The 15,294-nt window shown below is 53.9% G+C and carries 14 protein-coding genes; 10 read left to right on the plus strand and 4 right to left on the minus strand.

All coding sequences use genetic code 11. The features are described from left to right. Positions 1-2: 2 nt before the first annotated feature. The 4 genes from CU041_RS08845 to CU041_RS08860 all read right to left on the minus strand — a co-directional run bounded on the left by CU041_RS08845 (position 3) and on the right by CU041_RS08860 (position 4,518). The gene (locus CU041_RS08845; RefSeq protein ID WP_101246551.1) at positions 3-2,072 is read right to left on the minus strand and encodes a TonB-dependent hemoglobin/transferrin/lactoferrin family receptor; all 2,070 of its coding nucleotides are present in this window, start codon (positions 2,070-2,072) and stop codon (positions 3-5) included. Between the two features lie 114 nt (positions 2,073-2,186). Next, the gene (hemP, locus tag CU041_RS21010) at positions 2,187-2,354 is read right to left on the minus strand and encodes a hemin uptake protein HemP (RefSeq protein ID WP_101246552.1); all 168 of its coding nucleotides are present in this window, start codon (positions 2,352-2,354) and stop codon (positions 2,187-2,189) included. Between the two features lie 207 nt (positions 2,355-2,561). Then, complete coding sequence (locus CU041_RS08855; protein WP_101246553.1) at positions 2,562-3,788, minus strand: CynX/NimT family MFS transporter; 1,227 nt, start codon at positions 3,786-3,788, stop codon at positions 2,562-2,564. A 94-nt stretch (positions 3,789-3,882) separates the two neighbouring features. Further along, positions 3,883-4,518 carry a LysE family translocator gene (locus CU041_RS08860; RefSeq protein WP_101247003.1) on the minus strand — a complete coding sequence of 212 codons (636 nt, stop codon included), beginning with the start codon at positions 4,516-4,518 and terminating at the stop codon, positions 3,883-3,885. A 161-nt stretch (positions 4,519-4,679) separates the two neighbouring features. Here CU041_RS08860 and iadA point away from each other — a divergent pair, with 161 nt between their 5' ends. The 10 genes from iadA (at position 4,680) to CU041_RS08910 (ending at position 15,274) form a co-directional block, all read left to right on the plus strand. Continuing rightward, on the plus strand, positions 4,680-5,849 hold the full coding sequence (gene iadA / locus CU041_RS08865; protein ID WP_101246554.1) for a beta-aspartyl-peptidase: 1,170 nt from the start codon (positions 4,680-4,682) through the stop codon (positions 5,847-5,849). A gap of 197 nt (positions 5,850-6,046) precedes the next feature. Beyond that, positions 6,047-6,280, plus strand: coding sequence for a hypothetical protein (locus CU041_RS08870; RefSeq protein ID WP_101246555.1), 234 nt, complete (start codon positions 6,047-6,049; stop codon positions 6,278-6,280). Next, positions 6,277-6,873, plus strand: a complete 597-nt coding sequence (locus tag CU041_RS08875) for an RT0821/Lpp0805 family surface protein (RefSeq protein ID WP_101246556.1) — start codon at positions 6,277-6,279, stop codon at positions 6,871-6,873. The genes CU041_RS08870 and CU041_RS08875 overlap by 4 nt, the downstream gene beginning before the upstream one ends. A gap of 233 nt (positions 6,874-7,106) precedes the next feature. Further along, positions 7,107-7,403 carry an SCP2 sterol-binding domain-containing protein gene (locus CU041_RS08880; protein ID WP_101246557.1) on the plus strand — a complete coding sequence of 99 codons (297 nt, stop codon included), beginning with the start codon at positions 7,107-7,109 and terminating at the stop codon, positions 7,401-7,403. Positions 7,404-7,435: 32 nt separating this feature from the next. Then, positions 7,436-8,104, plus strand: a complete 669-nt coding sequence (locus tag CU041_RS08885) for a DUF6134 family protein (RefSeq protein ID WP_101246558.1) — start codon at positions 7,436-7,438, stop codon at positions 8,102-8,104. 54 nt (positions 8,105-8,158) lie between these two features. Further along, the gene (locus tag CU041_RS08890; RefSeq protein WP_101246559.1) at positions 8,159-9,469 is read left to right on the plus strand and encodes an OmpP1/FadL family transporter; all 1,311 of its coding nucleotides are present in this window, start codon (positions 8,159-8,161) and stop codon (positions 9,467-9,469) included. A 97-nt stretch (positions 9,470-9,566) separates the two neighbouring features. After that, on the plus strand, positions 9,567-11,258 hold the full coding sequence (locus tag CU041_RS08895) for a long-chain-fatty-acid--CoA ligase (RefSeq protein ID WP_101247004.1): 1,692 nt from the start codon (positions 9,567-9,569) through the stop codon (positions 11,256-11,258). A 105-nt stretch (positions 11,259-11,363) separates the two neighbouring features. Further along, positions 11,364-11,768 carry a MerR family transcriptional regulator gene (locus CU041_RS08900; protein WP_101246560.1) on the plus strand — a complete coding sequence of 135 codons (405 nt, stop codon included), beginning with the start codon at positions 11,364-11,366 and terminating at the stop codon, positions 11,766-11,768. Positions 11,769-11,813: 45 nt separating this feature from the next. Then, positions 11,814-12,950, plus strand: coding sequence for a thiolase family protein (locus CU041_RS08905; protein WP_101246561.1), 1,137 nt, complete (start codon positions 11,814-11,816; stop codon positions 12,948-12,950). Then, positions 12,950-15,274: a 3-hydroxyacyl-CoA dehydrogenase/enoyl-CoA hydratase family protein gene (locus CU041_RS08910; RefSeq protein WP_101246562.1), complete on the plus strand. Its 2,325-nt coding sequence runs from the start codon at positions 12,950-12,952 to the stop codon at positions 15,272-15,274. Before CU041_RS08905 ends, CU041_RS08910 begins: the two co-directional genes overlap by 1 nt. Positions 15,275-15,294: the final 20 nt, after the last annotated feature.

Below are 15,294 nucleotides of genomic sequence, written 5' to 3' on the forward strand. Positions count from 1 at the left end.
CATCAGAATTTCATGCTTGCAGAAATTTTCAGATTGCGGCCCGGCTCATACAGGCCCTGATCAGCTGTCTGATAATTGTGATCAAGAATGTTATCGATCCCGGCATTGACGGTCAGGCCGGGCACTGTTTCATGTGCATCCCAGCTGACAAAAACGTCAAAGGTTGCATATCCCGGAACCTCGCTGCCCGATGCGATCCGGGTCAACCGATCAACCAGATTGGCCCGTCCACCAAGCTCGACACCGTGATCCTGGAAACGGTAGCCGCCTGACAAGGCAACCTTGTCAGCGGGAATGTCGGAAAGATTTGCACCCGTGCGGGTATTTTCCCCGCGAATGCGCGATGCAGCCAATCCGCCAAAGATCACACCGGTATCGTAAGTCAGCTCTGCTTCGAACCCTTGAATCTCGGCTTCGGGAACGTTGACGCTTTTGGTTTCCGAACTGCCAAACGTTGCGCCTTGCTGTTCGATATAGTCTTCGATTTTGTTGTGGAAATAGGCGACCTTGGCGCGGAACGCATCACCATGTGTCAACAGATTGTCGGATTTGAAGTTCGTCCCGAATTCCCACGTTTTGGCCTTTTCGGCTTCGAGATCGGGGTTGGCGACAAAATTATTCCCCGGGAAATGATAGCCGCTTGCATACATTTCAGTCATTGCCGGCGCGCGGAACGCCTCGGCGTAACTGACATAGGGCTGCATCCAGGATGTCAGGCGATAACTTGCCGAAAAGCGCGGTGAAATGGCGCTGTCTTCGCGGGCACGCTGCCCGTCCGCGGAAAGATCGTAGGAATCAAAACGAACCCCGGCGGTCACATCAAGCGCATCGGTCAGCGCCAATGCATTATCGACATAGACGCCATAAATGGTCATTTCGGCATCAGGAAACAGGTTGGAAACGGCGACACCGTTACGACGGCCTTCCTGGGAATCCTGATAGATTTCACCACCGACGGTCACCGCCAGATCGCGTCCCGCCAGATCAAAGCGCGATGTGTTGCTGCCATCCAGACCAATGGTATCAAGGGTACGTTCATCGTGACGACCGTCACTGACCCGTTTTTCATCCAGATCCGTGCGCATGCCATAGGCATTCAAATTGGCATCAATCCAGTCATTTGCGGAGTCATGGTAACGATAGCCAAGCACCATTGATGTTTCTTCGCTTTCGCGATTCACAAGATAGTTGCTGGTACTCAGTGCAGCACCGCTATCGGGTGCCGACGGCAGGCGATGGTCATCGTTATAACGCTGCACGGTCAGGGTCAGCCGGCTAGCATCATTGATGTCGATACCACCTTTGAGCATCCCGTTAATGTAGTCATCATCGGTGTAGGGTTGCTTGTCGCCATCACCGGATTCAAAATTGCCGGTACTTTCGCGGGTCACGCTTACAAGCAGATCGGTGTTATCGGACGGACGGCCATACGCCATGCCATTGGTCGTCAGGCCGTGATCAACCGATGCGTAGCCAACCTTTACCCGCGCACCCAATGTCTGACCGGGATCAAGAAGATCGTTGGCATCTTTGGTGGTCAGGGCGATCACACCCCCCAGTGCCCCGGTGCCCTGCATGGTCGATGCCGCACCACGATACACCTCGACCGATTTCAGAACCTCCGGATCAAAGAAGAACCGACCCTTGTGACCGACACTCATATTGGCGCGTGCACCATCCACGCGCACAACAACCCGGTCACCGGTCAATCCGCGAATGATCGGTTCCTGTACAGTGCTGCGCGGACCACCATGAATTTCAACCCCCGGCATTCCGCGTAAAATATCGGAAAGATCAGATGCCTGACGGCGTTCAAGTTCTTCTTCATCGACCACAGAAATGGATGCCGGGGCATCAATAACCGACGTTTCCAGTTTGTTGGCGGTAATCGTGATGGCATCAAGTGCGACGACGGCGACTGTTCCGGTTTGCGCGGAAGTTTCCGCAGTCGTTTCGGTTTCGGTCGGCTGGCCGTTTGTTGACGATGCCGCGTCCTGGGCCTGGACCGCTGTTGCAAGCGCAAATGTGGATACTGTCGCCATAAGCAGGCGCGCAGAATTGCTAAGAGCCATGATCTTCCCCTAAGGCAGCTTTTTTCCGATTTCGGCTGGCTGGCTGGCTTGTGCAGGGCACTGGCGCGCTGGCTGGCAAATCTGGTGATTTGATTGTCGGGCGTCGGGCGACGCCTACTTCGTAAGAATAAGTTTGTTGTTTGACGTCATGCGCAGGCGGTATTCATCCCCCTGATGAAGAATGATGATCTCGCGATCCATTCCCATCAGATCTTCCACCTGGATCTGTCTTGCCTGACCGGTTTTTCCCGGCTTTTCTGATTTGGCTGCGATGTCAGGCATCGCAAACTCCTTGTCCAAATGACACCTTAATTGATAATGATTTGCATTCTTATAGAATTTTGCGAAAGCAAGTCAACTGCGCAATTGCGTCGAATTCGCAACTTCTACCCCCAAAGCCGGCTCAATGTGAAAAAGGCCACATTTCCACACAGGAAATGCAGCCTCATGATCGGGATCAGGGTCTTTTTGGTCGTTTGATTTGCGCGCTCAGGCTTCGCCGATTTTGTTTGGTGATCCGGCACGCATCGATGCCACAAGCTGAATCGCCACGACAACAAACAGGAAATAAAGCGCGACCTGCCAATCCCCAAGCAGGTCGTGAAGAGCACCAAACAATACCGGGCCAATCGCCGCAAACAGATATCCGACCGATTGCGCCATGCCTGACAAACGTGCCGATGTTTGCGGGTCCGCGCCGCGCATCCCCACCAGCGTTAACGCAATACTGATCATGCTGCCCTGTCCCAGACCAAGACATACCGCCCATATATAGGGAAGTTCGGTTGTGGCAAAAACGAACCCGGGAATGGCGATGATCAACGGGATATGCAACACCAGCATTGCCAGCTTCTTGTTGGCAATTTTCGAATAGATCAGCGGTGCGGCAAAGGCTGCGGGAATCCCAAATACGTTAAAGATCGACAAAAGTGTCGCGGCCTCGGCCTCGGTGATTCCGTGATCAATAAAGACCTTCGCTAGCCATGCGACCCCTGTGTAAAACATCAGGGACTGACAACCAAAGAACAGGGCAAGCCACCAGGCTTCTACATTTTTCCAAAGCGATATTTTGGCCGTCAATGCCGGTGCAGCAGCCTTGTGCCGGTATCGCAGCATCGGCAACCAGCACACAAAGGCGATTGCCGCAAACACCGCCCAAACGCCAAGCGACCAGCGCCAATCCCCGCCGGCTGCATTGCGGATCGGAATAGAAATGAATGCAGCGACGGTGGCCCCGGTTGACATGGTGAAGGTATAAAGGGCTGTCACAAAAGCCACATGGGTCGGAAAGCTCCGCCGCACCAGTGACGGGGTAAGAACATTCATCACCGCGATCGCCGCACCCAGAATGATGGTCCCGATCACCATGATGTCATAGGCCCCGCTGGCCCGAAGCCCCTGCCCCACCGCAATGAACAGCAACATGGTCATCAAGGTTGCCTCAAGACCGAATTTCTGGCCCAGACGCGGCGCAAAGATCGACAAGACACCGAAGCTCAGAACCGGCAATGTGGTCAACAGGCCAAGCTCCGTTCCCGAAAGAGACAAATCGGTGCCGATAATTTCGGCGAGCGGGCCAAGCCCGACGATGCTTCCACGCATATTGGCCGCCAAAAGCAACACAGCCAGCAAAAAGCCGATATGCGCACCAAGGCGGTTAAACCCGCGTCCCGCATCATGGGCTGGATCGGTGGTCGGGGCAGTTTTGTCAGTCATCGGAAAACTCCGTCAGGATCACACACGATCCGCGTTACGTCGTGATGGTGGCACGATCTGATCATCTTGATTACAGGTTGGAAGAACCCGTTCTTTATCCAAATGCGGTAACACCCCACAAAACCCGAAGGGCGATCAGCACAAACAGAATGGCGATAATTCGTTCAATCCAGGCAGCATGATCGCGCAGCCATGGCAATACCGCACCATGGGACAAACCGATCGCCACCAGGCAATACCAGCCCGCATCAATTGCCGCTGCGGTAAATGCCAACAGGAACTTGCCGCTCCATTCGAATTCGGGGGATACAAACTGGCTAAACAAGGCCAGGAAAAACAGCGCGATCTTGGGGTTGAGAAACGCGATCATAAACCCGTCACGCGCCGCCTGCCCGATTGATCCGGAAAGCTTGGCTGTGCCGTCAACATTGAACTTTGCTCCTGATCCTGCCGCACGCCATGCCTTGATCGCAAGCCAGATCAGATAAAGCGCCCCCAGAATGCTGACTGCATTGTGAAATACCGGTACGGTCTGAAACAGGATGCCAAGCCCGGTCATGGAGATCACGGCATAAAAGCCGATACCAAGACCATGCGCCAATGCACAGGCGAAACCTGCCTGACGGGACTGCCCGACCGAATAGCGCAGAACAACAGCCAGGCTCGGCCCCGGGGTCATCGCCCCCAGAACACAAATGGTTGCCACAGACAACCAGGCGGCAAAACTCATGACGTTTCCTTTTGGTGGCGCGGGCTTGGGTCCCGCCTTGTTTGCCTGCAAAGCTATATACTTGGCAGAACCGTTTCAACGGAAATGAAGTGTCGCTATGATGCCCGACTGCGCCACCCTGCACATGACCGGGAATTCCCCGCAAAAGACGGTTTCAAACGATGTTTCTGCTGCTTAAAAACGCCAATCTGTTCGCCCCTGCCGCACTCGGGATCAATGACATCCTGATCTGTGGTGAGAAGATTATCGCCATTGCCCCTGATCTTGTGGTCTCGGTTCCGGCCGAAATCAGGACGATTGACCTTCGGGGAAAAACGACAGTACCGGGCTTCATTGACGGTCATGCACATCTGATTGGCGGTGGCGGTGAAGGCGGATTTGCCACCCGCACCCCCGAAGTGGCGATTGGCGACTTGATCGAAGCCGGTATCACGTCAATTTGCGGGTTGCTGGGCACGGATGCCGCAACCCGCCATATCGCGTCCCTTTATGCCAAAACCAAAGCCCTGCGCACCGAAGGCCTTTCGGCCTGGTTCTTTACCGGCGGGTATCGTGTTCCATCGCCAACGCTGACCGGAAATATCGGCGATGACGTCACATTCCTTGATGCCTGTATCGGCCTTAAGACCGCAATTTCGGACCATCGCAGCAGTCAAAGCACCGTTGACGAACTGGCCCGCATCGCATCCCAATCACGTATTGGCGGCATGACATCGGGAAAATCCGGCGCCGTGGTCGTTCATCTTGGCGATGGCGACGGCCACTTTGATCCATTGATCGGGGTGGTTGAAAATACTGAAATCCCGATTGGTCAGTTCATTCCAACCCACGTAAACCGCAAACGTGCCCTGCTCGATGCGGCAAAGGATTGGGCCAAACGTGGTGGCAATATCGATTTCACAACCGGGATTGATGCCGAAAGCGATCCAACCGGGTCGGTCAAGACATCAGCCGGCATTGCAGAATGCCTGGCAGATGGCGTGCCCCTTGATCGTATTTCCATGACATCGGACGGAAACGGTTCTTTGCCTGATTTCGACAAGAATGGCAAAATGATCGGGCTTTCGGTGGCCGGATTTGACACTGTCGGGCGTGAATTTGCCGATCTTGTCGAATCCGAAAAGCTTGATATCCCTACCGCACTTGCGCCGATTACCTGCAATCCGGCAAGGATGCTGGGGCTTGGCGGTTCAAAAGGGTACCTTGGGTGCGGGCATGATGCCGATATTCTGGTTCTTGATGATGCGCTGGCACCTGAAACGGTCATCGCGCGCGGCAAAGTGGCAATGATCGGCAAGGAACGGCTGTTGCGTGGTACTTTTGAGCGATAAGTCCCCGGTTCTTGAGAAAACCGACCTTAAAAGGCATCAAACCGCCGCGTTACCGGGATTTGATGCCTTTTTATTGTCATATCTGCCCGAATTATCCCCCAATAAGGTCAAACCTCTCTCGCAATTGTCGGTCACGATCCAGTCAGGAGACAGGCTTTCAAACGATCTGTTCCAAATTGACGGAAAGGACACGGGAAATGCGACAGGCAGCCATTGTCTTGGCCGTTGCAAGCGCATTGGGGCTTTCAGCTTGTAGCGGATTGAATGACCGAAATCAGAAAATGCTAAGTGGTGCCGCCATCGGTGCAGGTGTTGGTGCAGTCGGCACCGTTATCACTGGTGGATGCGTCACCTGTGGTGCCGTGATCGGCGGCGCGGTAGGTACCGGTGTCGGTTACATCATGCATGAAAACGAACAGGCCCGGAAATGATCAGAAAATCGATCATGATCGCTGCGGCACTGGGCCTTGCGATACCGGTCGGTATTGCCGACGTCGCCCGGGCCGATCCACCGCCATGGGCCCCGGCGCATGGTTATCGCACCAAACACCATGATGGCCGTGGCGACAAACATCACCCCAAACAAAGACCCGATCAGGACATCTTTGTGTCCAATGGCAGCTATCTGCGCTGCAACCGCGACATGATCGGTGCGGTGATCGGGGCCGGGTCCGGTGCGGCGCTCGGCTCAACCATTGGTAAGGGTGACGGTCGTACTGCTGCGATGATTGGCGGGGCAATTCTGGGAATGCTGGGCGGCTATAATATTGGTCAGACCCTTGATCAAAGCGATGTGGCCTGTACCGGATATACCTTGCAAACTGTGCCCGATGGGCGGCCGGTGCGGTGGCTTAATCCGGAGTCGGGGAACAGCTATAACGTTGTGCCGACAAGAAGCTGGCAAAACAGCGATGGCCGCTATTGCCGTGAATATACTGCAACCGCAGATATTGGCGGAACACCGCACGAAACCTATGGCACCGCATGCCGTCAGGCTGACGGATCCTGGCAAATCGTATCCTGAATGTGCTGCGCATCCTTCTTCTAAAACCTGATCACCAAACATACAAAGACCCGGTATTTCCGGGTCTTTTTTTATATTCAGCCCTTGAAAATACGCATCTTAAAATCACTTGAAATCAATGCCTTATTCGTTGACGAAGTGTCCATATCGTAATTTGATTTACGTTAACGTCACTTTGTATTACAGTCTGATCACAATCATAAGAAAAATACGTCCAAATGAGGGAGGCGTTCGTGGATGACATCCTCGAAACCGTAAAAGAAAAGCTGCCACAGCTTCGCGGACTTAATGCCGTTGTCGCATTTGATTGCGGGGATGACGGTCATATTGTTGTCGATGCCACCGGTGACGAGCCGGTCATCAGCGATGATGATCTTTCGGATGCGGATTGCATCTTGAAAATCAAAAAAGCCAACCTCGAAAAACTGATCGCCGGAAAACTTGACCCGATGCTTGCCTTCACGCTTGGCAAACTCAAAATCAAGGGATCCATGGGAATAGCGGCAAAATTGTCATCCATGCTGGATTGACGCGGCCGGATGATCCGTTCTGCGGGGGAAACATGCGCCAACACAACTGGAAGCGCACCGTATCGGGGTTGATAGCAGGCATACTCGCCCAATCTGCCATTGTTTCAATGGCATCAGCAGGCGAGACCCTTAATTTTCGCGTCCTCAAGGACGGCGAACCGATTGGTCACGAGACAGTCGAAATCACACCGACAGATACGGGACATACCGTCAGGATAGAAACCCTGACCGATGTCAGCGTGCTGTTCCTGAAGTTCCATTACGACCATCAGCGCACCGAGATTTGGCAAAACGACGCGCTGGCTTCGGTCGAAACCACCACCAATGATGACGGCACACACTATAGCTGGCAGGCAAGCTATGATGGTGATTGTTACCAGCTTGTCGGCAAGGGTGTCGGAAAACGCGACGCCTGTGACGGTGCCTGGCCCCTAAGTTTGTGGTCCGAAGACGTCACAACCAAAACCAGCCTCTATAGCGTCATTGATGCCGAACCTTATGGCGTAGAAATCCGGAAGGTCGGCACAGAAAATGTAATGATCGAAAACCGGGAAACACCGGCGACACATTACATCATGTCAGGGGATGTCCAGCGCGACCTTTGGTACGGTCCTGACAAAAAACTGCTGAAAACCAGCTTCAAACGAAAGGGTTACGACATCGACTTCATTCGGGTTGATGCGATGAGCCTTCACAAATAAAAGCGGGCGTTTCGAATTAAGAATTTGAAGCGTTTAAGATTAAGGGAGAAACTGATGTCAAAGCTCAAGATGAGCTGCCTCTGGGGGGCAGCTTCGGGTACTGCAATTTTGTGTGCATTGGCAACCATTGGCACTGCACACGCTTCGGGTTTCCAGGTCCGCGAAACCAGCGGCACACTGCAAGGGTCAAGCTTTGCAGGGATGTCGACACTGACCACCGATGCTTCCACAATGTCCTACAACCCCGGCTCGGTCGGACAATACACCGAGACAACATACAGTGCCGGCGTCACCGTAATTCGGCCAGTCGCAAAAGCGACCAATACTGTCGCAACAGATGGTGCACGTACAACCATTGCCCAAACTGGCGGCGGCTATAAGGACATGGCAGAAGATGCTGCTGTTCCGAATGCCCATGCAGTCTGGAAACTCAACGAACAAATTAATCTCGGTGTATCAATCACTGCCCCTTGGGGTCTGGTAACAGATAACGACTCAGATTTCGCAGGGCGTTTCTTTGGTACAACATCCAAAATCAAAACCGTCAATATCAAGCCCGTGATGGCGTATCGCTTTGACAACGGCCTGAGCATCGGAGCTGGGCCGCAAATTCAGCGTTTTGAAGCAAGATTGGACAAAGCTGTTCCATCTTTGGCCGGTGCCAAGACGGAAGGGAACTCATCGCTTAAAGGCGATGATATCGGGTATGGCTGGACAGCTGGCCTTAACTGGGAGCTTACCGACGCAACCCGCCTTGGTCTGTCCTACAATTCCGAAGTCGATCACAAACTCGAAGGCAAGATCAAGTTTGACAGCGCTGCGAAAGGCCTTCTGACCCCTTATACTGATCGCAATGCTTCGGCAAAGATCACAACCCCAGAAGCCATTGCATTCGGGATGTCCCACGATATCGACGATCAATGGACAATTATGGGCGACGTCCAATGGACGAACTGGAACTCGGTGAGTGAGCTGGTCTTTAACTATGACGGCCTAATCAACAGCAACCTTTCCACCAGCGGCAGCACAACCGAATATTACAACTGGGGATCGTCATGGTTCGGGGCACTCGGTGCACGTTACCAGCATGATGAAAACTGGGCCTTCACCGGGGGTATTGCTTATGACGAGACCCCGATCAAAACCCGCAACCGTAATGTGCGCTTACCCGATTCCGATCGTTATTGGGTATCGTTTGGCACCACCTACAAGGTTGCTGACTGGGTGGATGTGAATCTTGGATACACCCACATTTTCGCTAAGTCTGCACGGGTAGATCACACCTCTGCAGCACTTGGTAACTATGCAGCAGACTATGATGCAAAAGTCGACATCATCGCTCTGCAGGCGAATTTCAAGTTCTGATCTGCTATAATGCCTGGCATGGGGCGGCAATAGCCGCCCCGACCGGGTTGCTTTTTTTTGCCCGCAAAGTGACGTTAACGTAATGGAGTTAACGCAAGTGAACAAAGTAAACGTTCAAGAATCCCCTATCCTGATAAACGGCGTTGATGTCAGCACGCCCATTCAGACGCGTCTGGTTCACGAGATTTTTGATTCCGCGGCCAAGCGGTTTCCGCAACGCCCGTGTCTGGATTTTCTGGGAAGGATCTATGATTACAAAACCATCGCCGAGCAGGTTGATCGTGCCGCCGAAGGGTTCAAGCAACTGGGCGTGCGCAAAGGCGACAAGGTCGGCCTTTGCCTGCCAAACACGCCTTATTATGTCGTATGTTATTACGCGATTTTGAAATGCGGCGGCGTGGTGGTCAATTTCAACCCGCTTTATGCCAAGCGTGAAATTGCCTATCAGATCGAGGATTCCGGCTGTCGCATGATGGTGACGCTGAACCTCAAACAGATTTACCCCAAGGTTGCTGCCTGCCTGGATGAAACCTGTCTCAAACGCATTGTTGTTTGCGAGATGAGCGACATCCTTCCGCCGGTCAAAAGCGTTCTGTTTTCGCTGTTCAAACGCAGCGAACTGGCCGAAGTCCCGAATGATCTGCGTCATATTGCCTATGAGCGGGTCATTGGCTGCAAGCCGGTTGAAACTGTAGCCGATGTGTCGGTCGAAGACCTTGCCGTTCTGCAATATACCGGCGGAACCACCGGTCGCCCCAAAGGGGCAATGCTGACCCACGCTAATCTGAGCGCCAATGTCGATCAGTTGACCCGCTGGATGCCCGATGCCCATCCCGGACACGAAGTCACGCTTTGTGTTCTGCCGTTTTTCCACGTGTTCGCAATGACAGTGGCACTCAATACTTCAATCAATCTTGGAGCAGAACTTGTACTGCATCCAAGGTTTGAGCTCGGCGCCCTTCTGAAGTCGCTCGACAAGAAAAAGGTCACCATCTTCCCGGGGGTTCCGACCATCTATACGGCGATCAACAATTCGCCTGAAACACCCAAACACGATCTGTCACATATCCGGTGCTGCATTTCCGGTGGTGCCCCCCTGCCGGTCGAGGTCAAGCACCGCTTTGAAGACATCACCGGCTCGAAAGTGGTTGAAGGATACGGACTTTCCGAAGCCAGCCCGGTTTGCACCTGCAACCCGGTCAAAGGCGAAAACAAGGAAGGGTCCATCGGCTTGCCATTGCCAGGTACCGAAATCGAAATAAGGTCACTTGCCAACCCGTCCCAGACCATGCCGGTCGGCGAGAAAGGCGAAGTCTGCATTCGCGGTGCACAGGTTATGCCGGGTTACTGGCAGAACAACGCCGCAACGCAAGATGCCTTCATCGACGGATGGCTCCGAACCGGCGATGTCGGATATCAGGATGATCAGGGATATACTTTCCTTGTTGATCGCCTGAAGGATGTCATTCTGTGCAGCGGCTATAACGTATATCCTCGTGCGATTGAGGAAGCACTGTATCTGCATGAACAGATTGCAGAAGTCACCTGTATCGGTGTTCCCGATCAATATCGCGGTCAGGCCCCAAAAGCCTTTGTCCGGCTGAAAGACGGTGTCACCGATGTGACCCCTGATGATTTGCGTGCCTTTCTGGATGACAAGATTTCAAGAATCGAGATGCCCCGCGAAATCGAAATTCGCGAGGAACTTCCAAAAACCATGGTCGGCAAACTGTCGAAAAAAGAACTGGTCGAGGAAGAACGCCTGAAGCGAGAGGGAAAAACGTCTTAGTTGCAGTGCGTTAGCGTCATCAAACACACACTGGAAAAAATCCAAGTGACGTTAACGTAAACTAATTGACGTTAAGATAAAAATATATACGATTAGGGGCGAAAAATGACCAAACTTGATGACCGGTTTTACACCGTTCCCGAACTGGCCAAGGATTTGGGGATCACGCCGCGCACCATCCGGTTTTACGAGCAAAAGGGCCTTGTAAATCCGCAGCGTGCCGGCACCACCCGGGTCTATACCCGCCAGGACCGTGCGAAGCTTCTGATCATTTTGCGCGGCAAACGACTGGGGTTCAGCCTGAACGAGATTGCAGATTATCTGGATCTCTATGGCGCGGATCCCACACAGGCAGAACAGATCAAAATGTTGCTGCGTCGTGTCCGGGGACGGATTTCCGATCTGGAGGAACAGCGCCAGGCACTGGACGTCACGTTGGATGAATTGCGCGACATCGAACAACAATCGATTGATGCGCTTGAAGAAAAAGGAATCAATCCGGATTCGTAACAAGATCCCCGGATCAGAGGACAGCTCAGGAAGGAAGACATAGCCATGACCAACGCCGTTATTGCCGGATATGTCCGGTCGCCATTCACCCCGGCCCGCAAAGGGGCCCTTGCCAAGGTCCGTCCTGATGACCTGGCGGCACAGGTCGTAAAAGGTCTGGTCGAAAAGACCGGCATTGATCCCAAAGCAATCGAAGATTTGATTCTTGGTTGCGCCTTTCCGGAAGGCGAACAGGGCTTCAACGTTGCCCGGCTGGTCACCTTCCTTGCAGGTCTTCCGCGCTCTGTTGCCGGTGTCACAGTCAACCGGTTCTGCGGATCGTCGATGCAATCGATCCATCAGGCTGCCGGCGCAATTGCCATTGGTGCAGGCGAAGCATTTATCTGTGCCGGTGTTGAAAGCATGACCCGTGTCCCGATGATGGGCTTTAACCCGCTTCCCAACCCGGAACTTTATAAAACCATGCCCGAAGCCTATATGGGCATGGGCGATACCGCCGAAAACGTTGCCGCCAAATACAGCCTAAGCCGTGCCGATCAGGAAGCTTTTGCGGTCGAAAGCCACAAACGCGCGGCGAGCGCGCAGGCTGCCGGAAAGTTCGTTGATGAAATCATCCCGATCCAGACCAAAGATGGCGTCGTTTCCGAAGATGGCTGCATTCGTGGTGACACAACGGCCGAAGGTCTCGCAGACCTGAAACCGGCCTTCCGCGCTGATGGTGTGGTGACTGCCGGTACCTCGTCGCCACTGACCGATGGTGCATCTGCGGTTCTGGTATGCTCCGAAGAATTTGCAGCCAAAAACGGTCTGACCCCGCTTGCCCGCATCAAATCGGTTGCGGTTGACGGTTGCCTGCCCGAAATCATGGGCATTGGTCCGGTTGGCGCGTCGAAAAAGGCATTGGCACGTGCCGGCCTGACATCGGCGGACATTGACGTTACCGAACTGAACGAAGCGTTTTCGTCCCAGGCAATGGCAAGCATTTCCGATCTCGGACTTGATGGTGCCAAGGTCAATATCGATGGCGGTGCATTGGCCATCGGTCATCCACTGGGGGCGACCGGTGCGCGTATCGTCGGCAAGGCGGCAAGCATCCTGAAACGTGACGGCGGCAAATATGCGCTGGCCTCGCAATGCATTGGCGGGGGTCAGGGGATCGCGACCATTCTGGAGGCGATGTAATGACCACCATCAAACAGGTTGCCGTTATCGGCGCCGGTGTGATGGGCGCGGGGATCGCTGCCCATATCGCCAATTCCGGGACCCCGGTCCTGCTGCTTGATATCGTTCCCGACGGGGCAAAAAACCGCAACGCGGTTGCCGAAGGCGCGGTTGCCAAAATGCTGAAAACCGATCCGGCCCCGTTCATGTCCAAACGGGTCGCCAAGCTGATCACATGCGGCAATATCGAGGATGACCTTGATAAAATCGCCAAGTGTGACTGGATCATCGAGGCCGTCATTGAACGCCTTGATATCAAGCAGGATCTGTATCGCAAGATTGATGCCGTCCGCGCCAAGGGATCGGTCGTTTCATCCAACACCTCGACCATTCCGCTTGCCACCCTGATTGGCGGCATGGATGACAGCTTTGCCCAGGACTTCATCATCACCCATTTCTTCAACCCGCCGCGCTATATGCGTTTGCTGGAACTGGTTGGATCGGGTGTCACCCGTGATGGCGTTATTGACATGGTTGCCGATTTTGCTGATCGCAAACTGGGCAAGACCTGTGTTACCTGCCATGACGAGCCGGGCTTTATTGCCAACCGTCTGGGTGTCTACTGGATTCAGGCGGCCATGGTCGAAGCCATGGATCGCAAACTGACCGTCGAGGAAGCCGACAGCGTCATTGGCCGCCCGTTTGGCATTCCCAAAACCGGTGTTTTCGGCCTGATGGATCTTGTTGGTCTGGATCTGATGCCCCATGTGCAGTCGAGCATGGCGGGGCTTCTCGATAAATCAGATCCGTTCCATGCCATTTACCGCGAAAGTGAACTGGTCGGCAAACTGATTGCCGATGGTTATACCGGTCGCAAGGGCAAAGGCGGGTTCTATCGCCTGAACCGTGATGGCGGTGAAAAGATCAAGGAATCGGTTGATCTGCAAACCGGCGAATTTTCCCAATCTGAAAAGGCTCGCATCAGCAGTGTTCGCGCCGCCGGCAAGGACCCGCGCAAGATGATGGAAGCAACCGACAAGGGCGGTCAATATGGCCGTGCCGTTATGGGTAAAACCCTTGCCTATGCTGCCTTTATTGCCGAGTCCGCGGCAAACTCCATCCTTGATGTCGATGATGCGATGAAGCTCGGCTATGCATGGAAAACCGGTCCGTTTGAGCTGATTGATGCCATTGGCGTTGATGTCCTGATTTCAATGCTCGAAGAAGACGGCATTGAAGTCCCGGCCCTGCTGAAAAAGGCTGCTGGCAAATCGTTCTACAAGGTCGAAGACGGTGAACTTTATTACCTCGGCTTTGATGGCGACTACACCAAGGTCACCCGCCCGGACGGCGTTCTTTTGCTTGAAGACATCAAACGCAAATCCGAACCGGTTGCCGGTAACCGTGCGGCATCGCTTTGGGATATTGGCGATGGTGTCGCCTGCCTTGAATTCCATACCAAGATGAATGCACTTGATGCGGACGTTCTTGGTGCGATCAAGACATCGATCCGGGCTGTGAAAAAGCAGTTCAAGGCCATGGTGATCTATAATGAAGCCAGCAATTTCTCGGCCGGTGCAAACCTTGGTCTGGCATTGTTTGCCGCCAATATCGCCGCATGGCCGGAAATCGAAAACCTCGTTGAAACCGGTCAGGAAACCTACAAGGCGCTGAAATATTCGCCTTTCCCGGTGGTTGGTGCGCCAAGTGGCCTTGCCCTTGGGGGTGGCTGTGAAGTGCTGCTTCATTGCGATGCGGTTCAGGCGCACGGGGAAACCTATATCGGGCTGGTTGAACCCGGTGTTGGCCTGATCCCGGCCTGGGGCGGGTGTAAGGAAATGATCCGTCGCTGGGCGGAAAATCCGAAATTCGTCAAAGGCCCGATGGCCCCGAGTGCCAAGGCGTTTGAAATCATCTCGGTCGCGACTGTTGCCAAATCGGCGATGGAAGCCAAGGAAAACCTGTTCTTCCGCGAAACGGATGGCATCACCATGAACCGTAACCGTTTGCTGGCCGATGCCAAGGAACGCGCACTTTCGATGGTCGATGGGTACGACGCCCCCGAAGAATTCACCTATCGCCTGCCGGGCGAGTCTGCACGGGTTGCCTTTGAAATGGCTGTCGATGGTTTCCATCGTCTTGGCAAGGCAACCGATTATGACCGCGTGGTGGCCGGTGAGTTGGCCAAGGTTCTTGCCGGTGGTGACACCGACGTGACCGAGGAACTGTCCGAAGACGACATTCTTGAACTGGAACGCGAAGGTTTCATGCGTCTGGTCCGCAACGAAGGCACCATGGCCCGGGTGGAGCATATGCTTCTGACCGGCAAGCCGTTGCGCAACTAACCGGTCCGGGAGGAAAAGTA

Source organism: Thalassospira povalilytica, assembly GCF_002844235.1.
Lineage (GTDB): Bacteria > Pseudomonadota > Alphaproteobacteria > Rhodospirillales > Thalassospiraceae > Thalassospira > Thalassospira povalilytica.

What these genes read in the sequence shown, in the direction of transcription:
- CU041_RS08890 (WP_101246559.1), top strand. Translation starts at nt 8,159, where the DNA reads ATGTCAAAGCTCAAGATGAGCTGCCTCTGGGGGGCAGCTTCGGGTACT.
- CU041_RS08855 (WP_101246553.1), bottom strand. Translation starts at nt 3,788, where the DNA reads ATGACTGACAAAACTGCCCCGACCACCGATCCAGCCCATGATGCGGGA.
- CU041_RS08900 (WP_101246560.1), top strand. Translation starts at nt 11,364, where the DNA reads ATGACCAAACTTGATGACCGGTTTTACACCGTTCCCGAACTGGCCAAG.
- CU041_RS08875 (WP_101246556.1), top strand. Translation starts at nt 6,277, where the DNA reads ATGATCAGAAAATCGATCATGATCGCTGCGGCACTGGGCCTTGCGATA.
- CU041_RS08870 (WP_101246555.1), top strand. Translation starts at nt 6,047, where the DNA reads ATGCGACAGGCAGCCATTGTCTTGGCCGTTGCAAGCGCATTGGGGCTT.
- iadA (WP_101246554.1), top strand. Translation starts at nt 4,680, where the DNA reads ATGTTTCTGCTGCTTAAAAACGCCAATCTGTTCGCCCCTGCCGCACTC.
- CU041_RS08910 (WP_101246562.1), top strand. Translation starts at nt 12,950, where the DNA reads ATGACCACCATCAAACAGGTTGCCGTTATCGGCGCCGGTGTGATGGGC.
- CU041_RS08860 (WP_101247003.1), bottom strand. Translation starts at nt 4,518, where the DNA reads ATGAGTTTTGCCGCCTGGTTGTCTGTGGCAACCATTTGTGTTCTGGGG.
- CU041_RS08885 (WP_101246558.1), top strand. Translation starts at nt 7,436, where the DNA reads ATGCGCCAACACAACTGGAAGCGCACCGTATCGGGGTTGATAGCAGGC.
- CU041_RS08905 (WP_101246561.1), top strand. Translation starts at nt 11,814, where the DNA reads ATGACCAACGCCGTTATTGCCGGATATGTCCGGTCGCCATTCACCCCG.
- CU041_RS08845 (WP_101246551.1), bottom strand. Translation starts at nt 2,072, where the DNA reads ATGGCTCTTAGCAATTCTGCGCGCCTGCTTATGGCGACAGTATCCACA.
- hemP (WP_101246552.1), bottom strand. Translation starts at nt 2,354, where the DNA reads ATGCCTGACATCGCAGCCAAATCAGAAAAGCCGGGAAAAACCGGTCAG.